The sequence below is a fragment of the Streptomyces sp. HSW2009 genome (genome assembly GCF_040240285.1).
Taxonomy (GTDB): Bacteria; Actinomycetota; Actinomycetes; order Streptomycetales; family Streptomycetaceae; genus Streptomyces.
In genome coordinates this window covers 1-17,718 of sequence record NZ_JBEHZD010000042.1, presented here as the reverse complement: position 1 = coordinate 17,718, position 17,718 = coordinate 1, and the positions used below count along the sequence as shown (strand labels likewise).

Annotated in this window: 18 protein-coding genes; 7 read left to right on the top strand and 11 right to left on the bottom strand. The window is 71.5% G+C overall.

Going from position 1 to position 17,718, the window contains the following annotated elements; translation table 11 throughout:
• The first annotated feature begins 162 nt into the window (after positions 1–162).
• From AAHZ94_RS05745 to AAHZ94_RS05730, 4 genes are read left to right on the top strand one after another with little or no spacing between them, the layout of a single operon-like run.
• Positions 163–1,074, top strand: a complete 912-nt coding sequence (locus tag AAHZ94_RS05745; protein WP_349991066.1) for a 3-hydroxyacyl-CoA dehydrogenase family protein — start codon at positions 163–165, stop codon at positions 1,072–1,074.
• A gap of 13 nt (positions 1,075–1,087) precedes the next feature.
• Positions 1,088–1,345, top strand: a complete 258-nt coding sequence (locus AAHZ94_RS05740) for a phosphopantetheine-binding protein (RefSeq protein ID WP_349991064.1) — start codon at positions 1,088–1,090, stop codon at positions 1,343–1,345.
• A 13-nt stretch (positions 1,346–1,358) separates the two neighbouring features.
• Positions 1,359–2,540 (top strand): acyl-CoA dehydrogenase family protein, encoded by a 1,182-nt coding sequence (locus AAHZ94_RS05735; protein WP_349991063.1) that lies wholly within the window; start codon positions 1,359–1,361, stop codon positions 2,538–2,540.
• Positions 2,537–3,607 (top strand): HAD-IIIC family phosphatase, encoded by a 1,071-nt coding sequence (locus AAHZ94_RS05730; protein WP_349991061.1) that lies wholly within the window; start codon positions 2,537–2,539, stop codon positions 3,605–3,607. The genes AAHZ94_RS05735 and AAHZ94_RS05730 overlap by 4 nt, the downstream gene beginning before the upstream one ends.
• Before the next feature lie 549 nt (positions 3,608–4,156).
• Here the strand turns inward: AAHZ94_RS05730 and dapD are convergent.
• The 10 genes from dapD to AAHZ94_RS05680 all read right to left on the bottom strand — a co-directional run bounded on the left by dapD (position 4,157) and on the right by AAHZ94_RS05680 (position 12,523).
• On the bottom strand, positions 4,157–5,149 hold the full coding sequence (gene dapD / locus AAHZ94_RS05725) for a 2,3,4,5-tetrahydropyridine-2,6-dicarboxylate N-succinyltransferase (protein WP_349991060.1): 993 nt from the start codon (positions 5,147–5,149) through the stop codon (positions 4,157–4,159).
• A gap of 130 nt (positions 5,150–5,279) precedes the next feature.
• Positions 5,280–5,654, bottom strand: coding sequence for a VOC family protein (locus AAHZ94_RS05720; RefSeq protein ID WP_349991058.1), 375 nt, complete (start codon positions 5,652–5,654; stop codon positions 5,280–5,282).
• A 141-nt stretch (positions 5,655–5,795) separates the two neighbouring features.
• A complete protein-coding gene (locus AAHZ94_RS05715; RefSeq protein ID WP_349991056.1) occupies positions 5,796–6,131 on the bottom strand; it encodes a metal-sulfur cluster assembly factor in 336 nt (111 codons plus the stop codon).
• Positions 6,128–6,592 carry a Fe-S cluster assembly sulfur transfer protein SufU gene (gene sufU, locus AAHZ94_RS05710; protein ID WP_349991054.1) on the bottom strand — a complete coding sequence of 155 codons (465 nt, stop codon included), beginning with the start codon at positions 6,590–6,592 and terminating at the stop codon, positions 6,128–6,130. Before sufU ends, AAHZ94_RS05715 begins: the two co-directional genes overlap by 4 nt.
• A gap of 13 nt (positions 6,593–6,605) precedes the next feature.
• A complete protein-coding gene (locus AAHZ94_RS05705; protein ID WP_349991052.1) occupies positions 6,606–7,862 on the bottom strand; it encodes a cysteine desulfurase in 1,257 nt (418 codons plus the stop codon).
• 118 nt (positions 7,863–7,980) lie between these two features.
• Positions 7,981–8,745 carry a Fe-S cluster assembly ATPase SufC gene (gene sufC / locus AAHZ94_RS05700; protein WP_349991051.1) on the bottom strand — a complete coding sequence of 255 codons (765 nt, stop codon included), beginning with the start codon at positions 8,743–8,745 and terminating at the stop codon, positions 7,981–7,983.
• A gap of 8 nt (positions 8,746–8,753) precedes the next feature.
• Positions 8,754–9,092 (bottom strand): non-heme iron oxygenase ferredoxin subunit, encoded by a 339-nt coding sequence (locus AAHZ94_RS05695; RefSeq protein ID WP_349991049.1) that lies wholly within the window; start codon positions 9,090–9,092, stop codon positions 8,754–8,756.
• The gene (sufD, locus tag AAHZ94_RS05690) at positions 9,089–10,267 is read right to left on the bottom strand and encodes a Fe-S cluster assembly protein SufD (protein ID WP_349991048.1); all 1,179 of its coding nucleotides are present in this window, start codon (positions 10,265–10,267) and stop codon (positions 9,089–9,091) included. The genes AAHZ94_RS05695 and sufD overlap by 4 nt, the downstream gene beginning before the upstream one ends.
• 64 nt (positions 10,268–10,331) lie before the next feature.
• Positions 10,332–11,753: a Fe-S cluster assembly protein SufB gene (gene sufB / locus AAHZ94_RS05685; RefSeq protein WP_349991046.1), complete on the bottom strand. Its 1,422-nt coding sequence runs from the start codon at positions 11,751–11,753 to the stop codon at positions 10,332–10,334.
• Positions 11,750–12,523: a helix-turn-helix transcriptional regulator gene (locus AAHZ94_RS05680; RefSeq protein ID WP_349991045.1), complete on the bottom strand. Its 774-nt coding sequence runs from the start codon at positions 12,521–12,523 to the stop codon at positions 11,750–11,752. Before AAHZ94_RS05680 ends, sufB begins: the two co-directional genes overlap by 4 nt.
• Before the next feature lie 705 nt (positions 12,524–13,228).
• On the opposite strand from AAHZ94_RS05680, the gene AAHZ94_RS05675 reads away from it, so the two are divergent.
• From AAHZ94_RS05675 to AAHZ94_RS05665, 3 genes are all read left to right on the top strand, one after another.
• A complete protein-coding gene (locus AAHZ94_RS05675; RefSeq protein WP_349991043.1) occupies positions 13,229–14,209 on the top strand; it encodes an ABC transporter ATP-binding protein in 981 nt (326 codons plus the stop codon).
• Positions 14,209–15,027, top strand: coding sequence for an ABC transporter permease (locus AAHZ94_RS05670; RefSeq protein ID WP_349991041.1), 819 nt, complete (start codon positions 14,209–14,211; stop codon positions 15,025–15,027). Before AAHZ94_RS05675 ends, AAHZ94_RS05670 begins: the two co-directional genes overlap by 1 nt.
• Before the next feature lie 123 nt (positions 15,028–15,150).
• Positions 15,151–16,161: a COX15/CtaA family protein gene (locus AAHZ94_RS05665; protein ID WP_349991039.1), complete on the top strand. Its 1,011-nt coding sequence runs from the start codon at positions 15,151–15,153 to the stop codon at positions 16,159–16,161.
• On the opposite strand, the gene AAHZ94_RS05660 is transcribed toward AAHZ94_RS05665, so the two are convergent.
• Positions 16,119–17,582 (bottom strand): amidohydrolase, encoded by a 1,464-nt coding sequence (locus tag AAHZ94_RS05660; RefSeq protein WP_349991070.1) that lies wholly within the window; start codon positions 17,580–17,582, stop codon positions 16,119–16,121. The two genes, AAHZ94_RS05665 and AAHZ94_RS05660, sit on opposite strands and share 43 nt — an antisense overlap.
• Positions 17,583–17,718 lie beyond the last annotated feature (136 nt).

The window sequence follows — 17,718 nt, the reverse complement described above, 5'->3', positions numbered from 1 at the left end:
AACGGCGTCCCGCCCACCCGCTGCCGCGACAACGGGCCGGGCGGCCGGGGCGCCGGAGGGCGCACCACCCAGACAGCAAGCCAACCCGACCGCTGCACCCCACAGGCCGGGGGACCAGCAACCGCAACCAGCGGACCAGCAACCCAGAAGAGGAGCACCGCGGTGACACACGTGGGAGTCGTCGGCGCCGGCGTCATGGGCGCCGGAGTGGCACAGAACCTGGCCCAGGTCGGCCACACCGTAACCCTGGTGGACAACGACCCGCAGGCAACGGAACGCGCCCTGGGCACCATCGAGATGAACTGCCGGATGAGCCGGATGCTGGGCGGCCCGGAGATCGACGCGGACCAGGTGCTGGCCCGCATCCGGACCGGCACCGACCTCGCGCTGCTGGCCGATGCCGAGATCGTGATCGAGAACATCACCGAGAACTGGGACCTCAAGCGCGCCCTGTACCTGGAGCTGGACGCGGTGGTGCAGCCGTCGGCGGTCTTCGTCGCCAACACCTCGGCCATCCCGATCACCCGGCTCGCCTCGCTGACCGGCCGGCCCCGCCAGTTCGTCGGCGTGCACTTCATGAACCCGGTGCCGATGAAGCCGGCCGTGGAGATCATCCCCGGGCACCACACCGACCAGGACGCCCTGGAGCGCGTGCGCACCCTGCTCACCTCCATGGACAAGAAGGCCATCCCGGTCAACGACGCCTGTGGCTTCGTCTCCAACCGGGTGCTGATGCTGACCGTCAACGAGGCCGCGTTCCTGGTGTACGAGGGCGTGGCCACGGCCGAGACTGTCGACGAGGTCTTCCGCAGTTGTTTCGGACACCCGATGGGCCCGCTGGAGACCGCGGACCTGATCGGGGTCGACACCATCCTGTACAGCATCGAGGTGCTGTACGAGCACTTCGCCGACAGCAAGTACCGGCCCTGCCCGCTGCTGAAGAAGATGACCGACGCCGGCCTGCACGGCCGCAAGTCGGGCGAGGGCTTCTACGCCTACGGCGGCTCGGCCGCCGCCACCCCGCGGCCCAGCCAGAACGGCAAGGCCCACACCCCCGTGACCGCCACCCGCTGAGGAGACCCTGATCATGTCCGACGACGTGCGCGCCCCGATCCGCGACTTCATCACCGGCAACTTCCCCGACATCGTCCTCAAGGACGACGAGGACATCTTCGAACTCGGCTTCGTGAACTCCCTGTTCGCCATGCAACTGGTGATGTTCGTGGAGAAGCAGTTCGGCATCCGGGTGCCCAACCAGGAGCTGCGCCTGGACAGCTTCCGCACCATCGACTCGATGGCCTCGTTGGTGCAGCGGCTGACCGCCGACGCCCCCGTCACGACCTGATGTGGAGGACCCGATGACGGTGCACGCCACCGACCCGGGGCCGACCGATCCCGGGCTGACCGACCCGCCGGGCGCCGGCCCGCGGCTCGACCTCCCGCAGGTCCGGGCGTTCGTCGACGCCGAGATCGTGCCGTACGCGGACGACTGGGACCAGGCGGAGCGGCTACCACCCGAACTCCTGGCCCGCATTGGTGAGTTGGGGCTCTGGACGCCCTTCCTTTCGCCGGCCGACGGTGGCAGCGGCCTGACCTGGAGCGAGCTCGGCCGGGTGCACGAGGAGGTGGGCCGCGGCTGTTCGTCCGTACGCAGCTTCCTGACCGTGCACACCATGGTCAGTTGGACCGTCCACCGCTGGGGCAGCGACGCCCAGCGGGCCAGATGGCTGCCCCGGCTGGCGACCGGCGAGCTGATCGGCGCGTTCTGCCTGACCGAACCGGACAGCGGCAGCGACGCGGCTGCCGCCGGCACCACGGCCCGCCAGGACGGCTCGGGCTGGATCATCGACGGGCACAAGAAGTGGATGACGGCCGGCCAGGTCGCCGGACTCCTGCTGGTCTTCACACGCACCGAGACCGGGATGAGCGCCTTCCTGGTCCCGGCCGACACCCCGGGCGTACAGATCACCCCGATCCACGGCGCCATGGGGACCAGGGCGAGCATGCTCGCCGAGATCGTCCTGCGCGGCGTGCGCGTCGACGCCGACGCGCTCATCGGCCCGCCGGGCTGGGCCGCAGGCACCGTGATGACCGGCGCGCTCGATCTGGGCAGGTACAGCGTGGCCTGCGGCTCGGTCGGCGTCGTCCAAGCCTGTCTGGACGCCTGCGTGGCCTACACGTCCAAGCGGCGGGTGGCGGCCGGCCGGCTCTCCGAGCTCCAGCTCATCCGCCGCAAGATCTCCGACATGGTCGTCGGCAGCCGGGCAGCCCGGCTGCTGTGCGCGGAGGCCGGCCGACTCAAGGACGCCGACGACCCGGCCACCATCATGGCCACCTGGGTGGCCAAGTACCACGCGTCCACCGCGGCCACCGCGGCGGCCGGCGACGCGGTGCAGATCCACGGCGCCAACGGATTCGTCAGCGACTACCCGGTGGCCAGGCTCTACCGCGACGCCAAGGTCGCCGAAATCATCGAGGGGAGCACGGAGTTGCAACAGATCACGATCGCCGATGCGGCCTACCGGGAGGTGACCCGGTGAGCGAGGCCAACGGCACCTCCACCGCGCCCCCCGGCAAGCCGAGGCAGGGCCGTATCAAGTGCGTGGTGTGGGACCTGGACAACACCCTGTGGGACGGCGTCCTGCTGGAGGAGAGCCGGGTCACCGTACGCCCCGCCGTCGTCGAAGAGATCCGCCGGCTCGACGCGCTGGGCGTGCTGCACTCCATCGCCAGCCGCAACGACCACGACGCGGCCATGCAGCGCCTGGAAGAGGCGGGCCTGGCCGAGTACTTCCTCTACCCGCAGATCAACTGGAACCCGAAGTCGGGCTCCATCGAGCACATCGCCAAGTCGATCAACATCGGTCTCGACGCCATCGCCTTTGTCGACGACCAACCCTTCGAGCGCGCCGAGGTGTCCCACCAACTGCCCGACGTGCTCACCGTCGACGCGGCGGACGTCCCCACCGCCCTGCACACCCCCGAGTTCCAACCCAAGTTCATCACCGACGAGTCCAAGCTGCGCCGCGACATGTACCGCAGCGCGGCCGTACGCGACGAGGCCGAGCAGGAGTACGCCGGCACCAGCGAGGAGTTCCTCGCCACCCTGGGCATGGAGTTCACCATCGCCCCGGCCCAGGAAGAGGACCTCCAGCGCGCCGAAGAGCTGACCGTACGCACCAACCAGCTCAACTCCACCGGCCGCACCTACTCCTACGAAGAGCTGGACAAGCTGCGCCAGGACCCGGACCACCTGCTCCTGGTGGCGGGGCTGACCGACCAGTACGGCAGCTACGGCAAGATCGGCCTCGCGCTGGTGGAGCGCGCGGGACCGGTCTGGCAGTTGCGCATGATGCTCATGTCCTGCCGCGTGATGGCTCGCGGCGTGGGCACGGTGCTGCTCAACCACATCATGCGGCGGGCGGCCGACGCCGGTGCCCAACTGCGCGCCGACTTCGTGGAGACGGGCCGCAACCGCGTCATGTACGTGACCTACGCGTTCGCCGGCTTCCAGGAGATCGAACGCGACGGCGACCGGGTGGTCCTCCAGTCCGACCTGGACCGCATCCAACCCCCGCCGGACTACCTGACCATCACGGTGCATTGATCCTGCGGTGGGTTGGTCGCCGTGGTGGGTTGGCCCTGGGGTGTGACTGGCTCCGGGGTGTGACTGGCCCTGGGCGGGCTGGCCCGGCACGGGTTGGTCCGGGGTCCGCTGGCCCTGGGGTGGGTTGGCCCCGCGGGGCGCGGACCGTACGGCGTGTTGGTCGTACGGCCCGTCGCCCCGTGGTGCCGGGGCGGGGGGGGGGGGGGGGGGGCCCCCCCCCCGCACGGCTGCGCCCCGGGGTTGACCTCCCGTCCCGCCACGCCCGGGCGCGCCCCACCGCCCGATCAGCACAGGGCCAGACACACCCGCCCCACAACCCAAGCCCCCACCACGCGCCAGGCACACCCGTCCCCCACCACGCGCAAAAGGCCCGGGCGCAGCTTGGGTTCAAGCAGTCGCGCCGGGGGGGGGGCCCCCCGGCCGGGGGGGGCCCCCCCCCCCCCCGGCGGCCTTGCTCACGGCCCGCCCGGGCCCGGCCCCGTACGGATCGGAGTGCGTACGAAACGGAGTTCGTACGGTCGGAGTCCGGACGGGTCGGGCCGGCGCGGGTCAGTTGTGGCTGTGCAGGGCCTCGTTCAGGCCGCCCCAGGAACCCGAGCGCTGGAGCGCCTCCACGCGGCCGGTGGTGGAGTTGCGGCGGAACAGCAGGTTGTTGACGCCCGACAGGTCGAGCGCCTTGACGACCTCGCCGTCCGGGAGCGCCACCCGGGTACCGGCGGTGACGTACAGGCCGGCCTCCACCACGCAGTCGTCGCCCAGCGCGATGCCGATGCCGGCCTCGGCGCCCAGCAGGCAGCGCTCGCCGATGGAAACGATCTGCTTGCCGCCGCCGGAGAGCGTGCCCATGATCGAGGCGCCGCCGCCGATGTCGGAGCCGTCGCCGACGACGACGCCCGCGCTGATCCGGCCCTCGACCATCGAGGTGCCGAGCGTGCCGGCGTTGAAGTTGACGAAGCCCTCGTGCATGACGGTGGTGCCGGCCGCCAGGTGGGCGCCGAGCCGCACCCGGTCGGCGTCCCCGATCCGCACCCCGGCCGGGGTCACGTAGTCGGTCATCCGCGGGAACTTGTCCACGCTCGTCACCTGGAGGTGCAGCCCCTCGGCGCGGGCCGCGAGCCGCACCCGCTCCACCTGGTCCACCGGAACCGGGCCGAGCGAGGTCCAGGCCACGTTGGCCAGCAGCCCGAAGAGCCCGTCCAGGCTCAGCCCGTGCGGGCGCACCAGCCGGTGGCTGAGCAGGTGCAGGCGCAGGTACGCGTCGTGCGCGTCGAGCGGCTTGTCGTCGAGCGAGGCGATGACCGTACGGACGGCCACGACCTCGACGCCGCGGCGCAGGTCAGCGCCGAGGGCGGCGGGCGCGCCGGCGCCCAGGAGTTCGGCCACCCGCTCGGCGTCGGTGATCCGCTCGGTGCCGGCCGGGCCGGGCTCGGCGGTCAAGGCGGGGGCCGGGAACCAGGTGTCGAGTACGGTGCCGTCCTCGCTGAGGGTGGCGAGCCCGGCGGCGACGGCGCCGGTCGTGCGGTGAGTTGCTGCGTCGGTCATGTTCGAACGCTAACCGGAGGCGGCCCACCGAAGCGAACCGGTCCCGGCCACCGGACCCACCGGGCCCCATCCGGGGCCCGGCGGGAGGTCCCGCGCGGCCCCGGTCGAGCCCGGGAGTCCCGTACGGGCCTCAGTCGAGCGGCGCGGTCCTCCGGCGCAGCACGCAGAATTCGTTACCTTCCGTATCTGCGAGGACCTTCCAGGTCACGTCCGGCCCCTGGCCGACGTCGGCCGGGCGGGCGCCCAGCGCGATGATGCGGTCCACCTCGGCCTGCTGGTCGCCGTCCGGGGTGATGTCGAAGTGCAGGCGGTTCTTGCCCGCCTTCGCCTCCGGCACGGCGAGGAAGGCGATCACGGGCAGCGTGCTGCCGTCCGCGTCCCGGCTGATCACCACCTCCTCGGCGTCCTCGTACACGATCTGCCAGTCCAGGACCTGGGTCCAGAAGGTGGCGAGCGCCTTGGGGTCATGTGCGTCTACGGCGACTTGATACAGCGAAACGGCCATGCCAACCAGTCTGCCTGGTTGGCATGGCCGTGTCAGCACCTAGATCATCGCGAGCGGCCGGAACAACCCGTTCGCCGGGACGGACCACCACGAAGCGGGTCGCTCCCCCGGATCAGTCGCGGGCTCTCCGGAACGCGGATCTCAGACGTTGAAGCCCAGCGCCCGGAGCTGCTCCCGACCGTCGTCGGTGATCTTGTCCGGGCCCCACGGCGGCATCCAGACCCAGTTGATCCGCAGCTCGTTGACGATGCCCTCGGTGGCCGACTTCGCCTGGTCCTCGATGACGTCGGTCAGCGGACAGGCCGCCGAGGTCAGCGTCATGTCGAGGGTGGCGATGTTGGCGTCGTCGATGTGGATGCCGTAGATCAGCCCCAGGTTGACGACATCGATGCCCAACTCGGGGTCGACCACGTCGTACAGCGCCTCGCGGACCTCCTCCTCGCTGGCGGGCTTGGTGGTCGTTGCGTTCTCGCTCATGCGCTCTTCCTTCCCGTGCCCTCGCCCAGGGCCTGGGCCGTGGCATCCTTCCAGGCCATCCAGCTCAGCAGCGCGCACTTGACCCGCGCCGGATACTTCGAGACCCCCGCGAACGCCACGGCGTCCTCCAGGACCTCTTCCATCGCCTCGTCCGGCTCGATCTTGCCCTTGGACTGCATCAGCTCCAGGAAGGTCTCCTGGACCCTGCGGGCCTCGGCAAGCTCCTTGCCCACCAACAGTTCGTTGAGCACCGAAGCGCTCGCCTGGCTGATGGAACAGCCCTGCCCCTCGTACGACACGTCGGCGATGGTCTCGCCGTCCAGCCGTACGCGCAGCGTGATCTCATCACCACAGGTCGGGTTGACATGGTGCACTTCGGCATCGCCATCCCGAAGCCCCCGGCCGTGCGGGTGCTTGTAGTGGTCCAGGATGACGTCCTGGTACATCGAATCCAGCTTCACGAGTCAGCAGCCCCTACCCGAAGAAGTTCCGAACGTGCTCCAGCCCCTCGACCAAGGCATCGACCTCGGCCGGCGTGGAGTACAGATAGAACGACGCCCGCGTGGTCGCCGGAATTCCGTACCGCAGGCAGACGGGGCGGGCACAGTGGTGACCCACGCGAACCGCGATGCCCTGCTCGTCCAGCACCTGGCCCACGTCGTGCGGGTGGATGTCGCCGAGCGTGAAGGAGATCGCGGCGCCACGGTCCTCGGCCGTCGTCGGGCCGATGATCCGCAGGTCGGGGACGTCTTGGAAGCGACGCACGGCGTACTCGGTGATCGCGTGCTCGTGCGCTTCTATGCGGTCCATGCCGATCGCCGACAGGTAGTCCACGGCCGCGCCGAGGCCGACGGCCTGGGCGATCGGGGGCGTACCCGCCTCGAACTTGTGCGGCGCCGGCGCATACGTCGAGGAGTGCATCGAGACGGTCTCGATCATCTCGCCGCCGCCGAGGAAGGGCGGCAGGTCCTCCAGGAGTTCCTGGCGGCCCCACAGCACTCCGATGCCGGTCGGCGCGCACATCTTGTGGCCGGTGAAGGCCACGAAGTCGGCCTGCAACGCCTGCACGTCGAGCACCATGTGCGGCGCCGCCTGCGAGGCGTCGATCAGCACCAGGGCGCCGACCTCCTGGGCGCGGCGCACGATGGCCTCGACCGGGTTGATGGTGCCCAGGATGTTGGAGACCAGCACGAACGAGACGATCTTCGTCTGGGGCGTGATGATCTCGTCGATGTTGGACAGGTCGAGCCGGCCGTCGTCGGTGAGCCCGAACCACTTCAGCTTCGCGCCCGTGCGCTGCGAGAGCAGTTGCCACGGGACGATGTTGGAGTGGTGCTCCATCTCCGTGATGACGATCTCGGTGTCCTGGTCAACCCGGTAGGGCTCGTCGGCCCAGCCCAGCATGTTGGCCACCAGGTTCAGCGACTCCGAGGCGTTCTTGGTGAAGATCACCTCGTCGCGGCTGGGGGCGTTGATGAAGGCCGCGACCTTGTCGCGCGCACCCTCGTACAGCGCGGTGGCCTCTTCGGCCAGCACGTGCACGCCGCGGTGCACGTTGGAGTTGTGCCGCTCGTAGTACGCGTTGAGGGCGTCGAGGACCTGGCGCGGCTTCTGCGAGGTCGCCGCGTTGTCCAGGTAGACGAGCCTCTTGCCGTCGTGGGCCGCACGGTCCAGGACGGGGAAGTCCTTACGGATCGCCTCGGTGTCGAGGAGGCCCGGCAGCAGTGTCACGCCCCTCCCCTTTCGGTGGTCGCTTGGCCCGCGCGGCCCGGCCCCGCCGCTGTGCAGCGGCGGAGCACGGCCCGCGGGTCGCGGAACTTCCGCGGGCCGGTGGCCTCGCGTGCGGGGGTCACGAGTTCGCGCCGCCCTTCACGTACGCCTCGTAGCCCTCATTCTCCAACTTGTCGGCGAGCTCCGCGCCACCGGACTCGGCGATCCGGCCCTGCGCGAAGACGTGCACGAAGTCGGGCTTGATGTACCGCAGGATGCGGGTGTAGTGCGTGATCAGCAGGGTGCCGACGTCGCCGCCCTCACGCACCCGGTTGACGCCCTCGGAGACGACGCGCAGCGCGTCGACGTCCAGGCCCGAGTCCGTCTCGTCCAAGATCGCGACCTTGGGCTTGAGCAGTTCGAGCTGGAGGATCTCGTGGCGCTTCTTCTCGCCGCCGGAGAAGCCCTCGTTCACGTTGCGCTCGGCGAACGCGGGGTCGATGGAGAGCCGCTCCATGGCCTCCTTGACCTCCTTGACCCACAGCCGCAGCTTGGGGGCCTCGCCGCGGACGGCGGTGGCGGAGGTGCGCAGGAAGTTGGAGACGGAGACGCCGGGCACCTCGACCGGGTACTGCATGGCGAGGAAGACGCCGGCCCGGGCCCGCTCGTCGACGGACATCTCCAGGACGTCCTCGCCGTCGAGGGTGACGGTGCCGCCGGTGACGGTGTACTTCGGGTGCCCCGCGAGGGAGTACGCGAGGGTGGACTTGCCGGAGCCGTTCGGGCCCATGATCGCGTGCGTCTCGCCCTGCTTCACGGTCAGGTCGACGCCGCGCAGGATCTCCCGGGGCCCGTTCTCGGCCTCGACGGAGACGTGCAGGTCGTTGATCTCAAGCGTTGCCATGGGTTGCCTCAGGACTCCTGGGTGACGGAGACGAGCACAGAAGCCTCTGGGCCGTCCCCTTCGATCTTGACGGGGTATACGGGTACGGGGCGCGTCGCGGGCAGCCCGGACGGCTTGCCGGTGCGCAGGTCGAAGCTCGACCCGTGCAGCCAGCACTCGATGGCGCAGTCGTCCACCTCGCCCTCGGACAGCGAGACGTTCGCGTGCGAGCAGATGTCGTTGATCGCGAACACCTCGCCCTCGGTGCGCACGAGCGAGACGGGCACGCCGTCCAGCTCCACGCGCTTGGGGGTGTCCTCTTCGAGCTCGCCCAGCGCGCAAGCCCGTACGAACGGGGTGCTGCTCATCCGACGGACGCCTCCAGTTCCGCCTCGATCTTGGCGAGCAGGCGGTCCTCGATGTCCGGGATGCCGATCTGCTGGACCAGCTCGGCGAAGAAGCCGCGGACGACCAGGCGCCGGGCCTCGTCGGCGGGGATGCCGCGGGCCATCAGGTAGAAGAGCTGCTCGTCGTCGAACCTGCCGGTGGCCGATGCGTGCCCGGCGCCGACGATCTCGCCGGTCTCGATCTCCCGGTTCGGCACCGAGTCGACTCGGGCGCCGTCGCTGAGCACCAGGTTCCGGTTGAGCTCGTAGGTGTCGGTGCCCTCGGCCGCGGCCCGGATGAGCACGTCGCCGATCCACACCGCGTGCGCGGCCTGGCCCTGGAGCGCGCCCTTGTAGACCACGTTGCTCCGGCAGTGCGGGGTGTCGTGGTCGACGAAGAGCCGGTGCTCCTGGTGCTGGCCGTCGTCGGTGAAGTACAGGCCGAACAGCTCGGCCTCGCCGCCGGGACCGCCGTAGATCACCCGCGGGTGCAGCCGGACCAGGTCGCCGCCGAAGGTGACGATGACCGACTTGAACGTGGCGTCGCGGCCCACCAGCGCGGTGTGCTGCGCGACGTGCACGGCGGTGTCGTCCCAGTCCTGCACGGAGACGACGGTCAGCTTGGCGCCGTCCCCGATCACGAACTCGACGTTGGCGGCGAGCGTCGCGTCGCCGGTGTGGTCGATGACCACCACCGCCTCGGCGAAGTTGCCGACCTCGACCAGTTGGTGGCCGTAGACCACGCCGCCCTCGCCGTGCACGGAGATCCGCACCGGCTCGGTGAGCACCGCGTCCTTGGGCACGGAGATCACGGACGCCTTCTCGAAGGCGCTGTACGCCTGCGCGGCGACGCGGTCCACCGGCTTGCCGGCCCGGCCGAGCCTGGGGTCCTCGCGGTCCACGGTCTCCACGGTGACGCCGTCGGGCGCCGCCACCTCGGCCCGCAGCGCGCCGCTGGCCTCCGCGGTGCCGTCGTGCAGACCCCGCAGCCGCTCCAGCGGCGTGAACCGCCACTCCTCCTCGCGGCCGTGCGGCACCGGGAAGTCCGCCACGTCGTACGAGGCGGGGGCGCTGACCCTGGCGTCGATGGGCTGCTGCGGCCCGCCGACCTGAATGGCGCCGTCGGTCGTGCTACCGGCGGGAGTGTTCTCAGCCATGGCTGTCGTGGTGCTCTCTCTCTACGTCAGAAAACGGTGCTGCGTCAGCGGTGCGCGGGCGGCGTCAGCCGACCGAGCCCTCCATTTGCAGCTCGATCAGCCGGTTGAGCTCCAGCGCGTACTCCATCGGGAGCTCGCGGGCGATCGGCTCGACGAAGCCACGGACGATCATGGCCATCGCCTCGTCCTCGGACAGGCCGCGGCTCATCAGGTAGAAGAGCTGGTCGTCGCTGACCTTGGAGACGGTCGCCTCGTGGCCCATGGACACGTCGTCCTCGCGGACGTCCACGTACGGGTAGGTGTCCGAGCGCGAGATGGTGTCCACCAGGAGCGCGTCACAGAGCACGTTCGACTTGGAGCCGTGCGCGCCCTCGCCGATCTCGATCAGACCGCGGTAGGAGGTGCGGCCACCGCCGCGGGCCACCGACTTGGAGACGATGTTCGAGGAGGTGTTCGGCGCCATGTGCACCATCTTGGCGCCGGCGTCCTGGTGCTGGCCCGAGCCCGAGAAGGCGATGGAGAGCGTCTCGCCCTTGGCGTGCTCGCCCATCAGGTAGACGGCCGGGTACTTCATGGTGACCTTGGAGCCGATGTTGCCGTCGACCCACTCCATGGTCGCGCCCTCGTAGGCCACGGCACGCTTGGTGACCAGGTTGTAGACGTTGTTCGACCAGTTCTGGATGGTCGTGTAACGGCAGCGACCACCCTTCTTGACGATGATCTCCACGACCGCGCTGTGCAGCGAGTCGGAGGAGTAGATCGGGGCGGTACAGCCCTCGACGTAGTGCACGTAGGCGTTCTCATCGACGATGATCAGCGTCCGCTCGAACTGGCCCATGTTCTCCGTGTTGATGCGGAAGTAGGCCTGGAGCGGGATGTCGACGTGCACGCCCGGCGGGACGTAGATGAACGAGCCACCGGACCAGACGGCCGTGTTCAGCGCGGCGAACTTGTTGTCGCCGGCCGGGATCACGGTGCCGAAGTACTCCTGGAAGAGCTCCGGGTGCTCCTTGAGCGCCGTGTCGGTGTCCAGGAACAGCACGCCCTGCTCCTCCAGGTCCTCACGGATCTGGTGGTAGACGACCTCCGACTCGTACTGCGCGGCGACACCGGCGACCAGGCGCTGCTTCTCGGCCTCCGGGATGCCCAGCTTGTCGTAGGTGTTCTTGATGTCCTCGGGCAGGTCTTCCCAGCTCGCGGCCTGCTTCTCGGTGGAGCGGACGAAGTACTTGATGTTGTCGAAATCGATGCCCGACAGGTCCGAGCCCCAGGTGGGCATCGGCTTCTTGCCGAACAGCTTGAGGCCCTTGAGCCGGAGCTTCAGCATCCACTCGGGCTCGGACTTCTTCCCGGAGATGTCGCGTACGACCTCTTCGGAAAGGCCGCGCTTGGCAGCGGCGCCGGCGGCGTCGGAGTCGGCCCAGCCGTATTCGTACGTGCCCAGGCCCTCAAGCTCGGGGTGAGCAGTCTCCGTGGGGAGAGTCATGCGGGTTTCCTCCCGGACGTGCTTGCGGATGCTGTGGTGTTCTTCTTGGGAATGAACGTCGTGCACACCCCGTCGCCGTGGGCGATGGTGGCCAGACGTTGCACATGAGTCCCGAGCAGGTGGGAGAAGACCTCGGTCTCCGCCTCACAGAGCTGCGGGAACTGCTCGGCGACATGCGCAACCGGACAGTGGTGCTGGCAGAGCTGTTCACCCAGGTGAGGGTTAGGCGCGCTGCGCGCCGTAGCAGCGTACCCGTCAGCGGTCAATGCCTTGGCCAGGGCCTCCGTGCGGGACTCCGGGGCCGCTGCCTCGATCGCCGCTCGATACCCCGCCGCCTGCGCGGCCAGCCGCGCCCGGGCGAACGCCGCGACCGCGGCCTCGCCCATCTCGCCGCCGCCGGCCGACTGCGCGATCCAGCGCAGCGCGTCGGTGGCCAGTTGGTCATATGCCTGGTCGAAGGCGTCCCGGCCGCAGTCGGTCAGGGCGAAGACCTTGGCCGGCCGACCCCGCCCGCGCGCGCCGTAGACCCGCTGCTCGCGGGGTTCGACGATGCCCTCGGTCACCAGGGTGTCCAGATGGCGCCGGACGGCGGCCTGGGTGAGCCTGAGCCGCCGGGCGATGTCGGCCGTCGTGGAGGGGCCGTGGTCGAGGATCGAACGCGCGACCCGGTTGCGGGTGCTGCGCTGGTCGTCGTGGGCGGATACGGGAGACGTGCCGGTCCCCGCGGCCGGCGGGGCCGCGGACTCCTGGTGCTCGCTCGCGTATTTCACAACGCCATTGTTGCGTAATTATCTGGACCGAGACAACCCGCCCCTGAAGCGGAGCTCGGTGGGGTGCGTCACTTAGGGAAACCTAAGTTGACCTGCGCAAACGATCACCGACAACCCGTCTGACCAGGCCGTCCGGCACCCGGCGAGCGCCCCGCGGGCAGGCCGCGACCACCTCGCGGACATCCCACGGCCACCCCGCAGCCCCACGCGCCCGCCGCCGCCACCGCCCCGCCGACCTGCCCGAACGAAAGACACCGAGCATGCCGGAAGACGCCAAGCAGGATCGAGCGAGCCCCAAGACAACCAAGGAAGGATGACCAGGGAAGACCGAGGAGGACCGACGGGCACCCGGGCGCGGGCGAACCGGCGGCGGCCCGGCGAGCGGCCACTTTATGTCGCTGGTCAGACCGGCCGGTGCCCCGGGTGGGATGCCCGTGCCGCCGGCCGGGATGCGGGCGGGGTCACGGCCGGCCGCGCGAGCGGGCTTCGGGCCGGCCGCAGGTGCGGGCTCCGGGCCGGCCGGTGCGGGGGAACGGGGCGGAGACGTCGAGCGGGAGCACAGGGTAGGGACGCCGAAGGCGGAGGTACGGGGCATAAGCACCAAGCCGGAGCGCCGGGCAGGGGCGTCGGGCCCCGCGGCGGTCGGCCCGGGCCAGCATGGCCCTGCCGCCCAAACCGCCGGCGCGCCTTCGTAGACTGCGGCCCATGCGAGAAGAGCCCTCCCCCAGCCACCTCACCGGGCCGGCGTCGGGGGAAGCCGCCGGGGAGGCGCCGGCGGTCGAGATCGTCGGCCTGGTCAAGCGGTACGGGACGAAGACGGCGGTCGACGGCCTCTCGCTGACCGTCGCCCGCGGCGCCGTCACCGCCGTGCTCGGCCCCAACGGCGCCGGCAAGACCACCACCATCGAGACCTGCGAGGGGTACCGGCGGCCGGACGCCGGCACCGTACGGGTGCTCGGGCTCGACCCGGTCGCGGACGCGTCCGCGCTGCGCCCGCGCATCGGCGTGATGCTCCAGTCCGGCGGCGTCTACCCCGGCGCCCGCGCCGCCGAGATGCTGCGCCACACCGCATCGCTGCACGCCCACCCGGTGGACGTGGACGCCCTGATCACCCGGCTCGGCCTGGAGGGCTGCGGCCGTACCACCTACCGCCGGCTCTCCGGCGGCCAGCAGCAGCGGCTGGCGCTGGCGATGGCCGTGGTCGGCCGGCCCGAGCTGGTCTTCCTGGACGAGCCGACCGCCGGGCTCGACCCGCAGGCCCGCCGCGCCACCTGGGACCTGGTGCGCGAGCTGCGCGCGGACGGGGTGGGCGTCGTCCTCACCACCCACCACATGGACGAGGCCGAACAGCTCGCCGACCAGGTGCACATCATCGACGCCGGCAAGGTGATCGCCTCCGGCAGCCCGGAGGAGCTGTGCCGCGGCGGCGCGGAGAACTCGCTGCGCTTCACCGGCCGGCCCGGGCTCGACCTGGCCTCGCTGCTGAAGGCGCTGCCGGCCGAGTGCACGGCGGCCGAGCTGGTGCCCGGCTCGTACCGGGTGACCGGGAACGTCACGCCGCAGTTGCTGGCGACCGTGGCCTCCTGGTGCGCCCAGCACGGGGTGTTGCCCGACCGACTCTCGGTGGAGCGGCACACCCTGGAGGACGTCTTCCTGGAGCTGACCGGCAAGGAGCTGCGCGCGTGATGGCCGAGACCGCTGACCCGACCGGCCCCGAGGGCGCCGCCGCCCGCACGGGCACCGCCGGCACCTTCACCCCGCGCCCGGGCGCCGCGCCGCTGGGGCGGATGATCGGGGCGCAGGCGGCGCTGGAGACCCGGCTGCTGCTGCGCAACGGCGAGCAACTGCTGCTCGTGATCATCATCCCGACCCTGTTGCTGACCCTGTTCAGCCTGGTCGACGTGGTGGACACCGGCGACGGCGACGCGGTGGACTTCCTGGCGCCCGGCGTGCTGGCGCTCGCGGTGCTCTCCACCGCGTTCACCGGGCAGGCCATCGCGACCGGCTTCGAGCGCCGGTACGGGGTGCTCAAGCGGCTCGGCGCGTCCCCGCTGCCGCGGTGGGGCCTGATGGCGGCCAAGACCTGCGCGGTCCTGGTCACCGAGGTGCTCCAGATCGCCCTGCTGACCGCGGTCGCGCTGGCGCTCGGCTGGTCACCGCACGGCAATCCGGCCACCGTCGCACTGCTCCTGCTGCTCGGCACCGCGGCCTTCTCCGGCCTCGGGCTGCTCATGGCCGGCACGCTGAAGGCCGAGGTCACACTGGCTGCGGCCAACCTCGTCTTCCTGCTGCTGCTCTTCGGCGGCGGGGTCATCGTGCCGCTGTCGAAGTTCCCCGACGGCCTGGCGGACGCGCTGCACCTGCTGCCGGTCGCCGCGCTCTCCGACGGCCTGCGCGACGTCCTGCGGGACGGCGCCGGCGTGCCCTGGTCGGACCTCGGCATCCTGGCCGTCTGGGCGGTACTCGGCCTCGGCGCCGCGGGACGCTTCTTCCGCTGGGAGTAGCGGAGCCCCCAAGATCACCCCCGAGGCGCCCGTGAGCTGCGCGGATGCAGCGCGTACGGGAGGGTGCGGCGCGCCGGGCACCCCTCGTGAATCGGTGCACAAGGTGCGGCCTACCATGAGCCCGTGCCGAATTCGTGGAATCCCCTTGAGCTGATCGCCCGCCGCTGGACGCCCTCCGCGCGCCTGGTCCGGCAGGCAGCGCTGGTCACCGTGGTGATGGCCGTCCTCATCGTGGTGACGGGCGGGGCCGTCCGGCTCACCCAGTCCGGGCTCGGCTGCGAGACCTGGCCCAAGTGCACCGACGACAGCCTGACGCCCACCGCCGACATGGGCATCTACGGCGTCATCGAGTTCAGCAACCGCCTGCTGACGTACGTGCTCTGCGCGGTCATCGGGTTCTTCATCATCGTGGCCCGGGCGGCGAAGCCGATGCGCAGTTCGCTGACCCGGCTCGGCTGGTTGCAGTTCTGGATCGTGATGGGCAACGCCGTGGTCGGCGGCATCACGGTGCTGACCGGGCTGAACCCGTACATCGTCAGCTCGCACTTCCTGCTCTCCACCGTGCTGCTGACGGTCGCCGTGATCACCTGGCAGCGCACCCGCGAGGGCGACGACGCGCCGCGGCTGCTGGTCGCCACCGCGGTGCGGCAGTTGTCCTGGCTGCTGGTCGGTGCCGCGGCGGCGCTGATCGTCATCGGCACCGTGGTCACCGGCTCCGGGCCGCACGCGGGCGACGCGCGGAAGGTGCACCGCATCCCGCTGGACTGGCAGGAGATCACCCAGCTCCACGTCGACTTCGTCTACATCGTCTTCGGCCTGACCGTGGCCCTGTGGTTCACGCTGCGCGCGGTCCGGGCGCCGCACCCCGCCGCGCGCCGGGTCGTCGAGCTCTTCGTGGTGCTGCTCTCGCAGGGCCTGATCGGCTACGTGCAGTACTTCACGCACCTGCCGGAGTTCGTCGTCGGGATGCACATGCTCGGCTCCTGCCTGGTGTGGATCGCAGTGCTGCGGGTCTTCCTCGTCCTGCGGGACCGGGGCACGCCGCCGCCGGACGCTCTCCCGGACGGGCCCACCGGCGAGCACGAGGCGCTTCAGCCCGTCGTGGAGGAGCCGGCAGGAGCCGGTAGCCGGTAGACCCGGCGGGCGGTGCCCGCCGCCACCAGCGCGGCGATGCGCCACGCATCGGGTTCGGCACACACCCCGTCCGCAGTCCACTCCCGCACCAGCCGCCCCATCGCCTCCGTGAACTGCCGCGCGGCCACCACGTACAGCTCGGGCAGCGCCCACGCCCCGGTGGCGAACATGAGCTTGCCGAACGGCGCGTGCCGCAGCGTCTCCTGGGGCGCTGGCCCGGCGTCCGCGTACACGTGCGGGAAGAGCGCCGCGAGCCGGGCCGCCCACAGGTGGTCCTGGCCGGCGCCCGCGCCCGCGCCCGCGCGCGGCCCGGGCCCCGGCAGCAGCACCAGGTGGGTGCCGTAGCCGCGCGTCGCGGCCAGGAAGGCGCCGACGTCCACGCGCTCACGGCAGTGCAGTTGGACGGGCAGCCCGCTGGCGACGGCGCTCCACAGCAGGTGGTGGACGAGGGCCGGGGCGGCTGGCGAGGGGCCGGGGCGGCGGTCGCGCAGCCAGTGGTCGGCGGCCCGCCACACCGCCGCACCGTCGGGCGCGGCCCCGGGGAGGGGCCCGTCGACGGTGAGGGCGAGGGCGACGACGTGCTGCGGGGCCGGGGCCAGGGAGTCCGCCAGCGCGTCGAGGAAGCCGCGCGTGCTGGTCGCGGCGTCGGCCAGCCGCCCCGCGAAACGCCGCAGCGGCAGCACCCGGTGCACGGGGGCGTCCGCGGCCGAGGCGAGTTCGGCGGCCGAGAACGGCGCGTCACCGGCGTCGGGGACGGCACGGGCACCGAGACCGACGCGGCAGCCAGCAACAGCGAAGCCGCCGGCAGCGGGATGCGGGCCACCGGCCGGGTACGGGCCACCGGCTGGACGGGGGCCACGGGCCGGGTACGGGTCGCCGACCGCGTGGGAGCCACCAGCCGAGTACGGGCGCCCAGCCGGGCACGAGCCCCCGGCCAGGTCCACCGCACCCGCCTCGTCCGTCCCGCCCCCCGCATCCGCCAGCAGGTACGCGCCCACGCCCGAGCTCCGTAGCAGCAGCCGGGTGGCCCGGTAGGCGCCCACCTCGCGGCGGGCGGCGAGGTAGTGGGCGGGTGTGCAGTGCGGGGCGAGGCCGAGTAGCGGCGGGCACCAGCGGCGCACCGCGAGCCCCACCCAGGTGTCGAAGAAGGTGGTGCCGGGCGGGGCCGGCCCGTGTGAGCCGACGGCCTCGGCGAGAAGTGACTCAAATGAGCCGAGTCCGAGTTCACCATGCGAGACGCCGGTGCCGTACTGGTCGACCAGGGGCGGCAGCGCGTACTCCGGTTCCTCGCCGTCCTGGTCGCGGTCGCGGGGGCCTGGTTCACCGGTGCGGTCGGTGCCGGCCGCCCCGGGCCGGGCCTGACCTGGCCGCCCGGGGTTCGGCGGGTCGGCCCGCCACCGCTGAGGGCCGTCCAGCAGCATCCGCGTCTCCCTGCCCGAACGGGGTCCCGGGGGTTCCCCCCCCCCGGCCCCCGGGGGGGGGGGGGGGGGGGGGGGGGGCGGGGGGGGGGGGCGCCCCCCCGGGGGCCCCCCCCGCGCCGCCCCCCCCGCCCGCCCC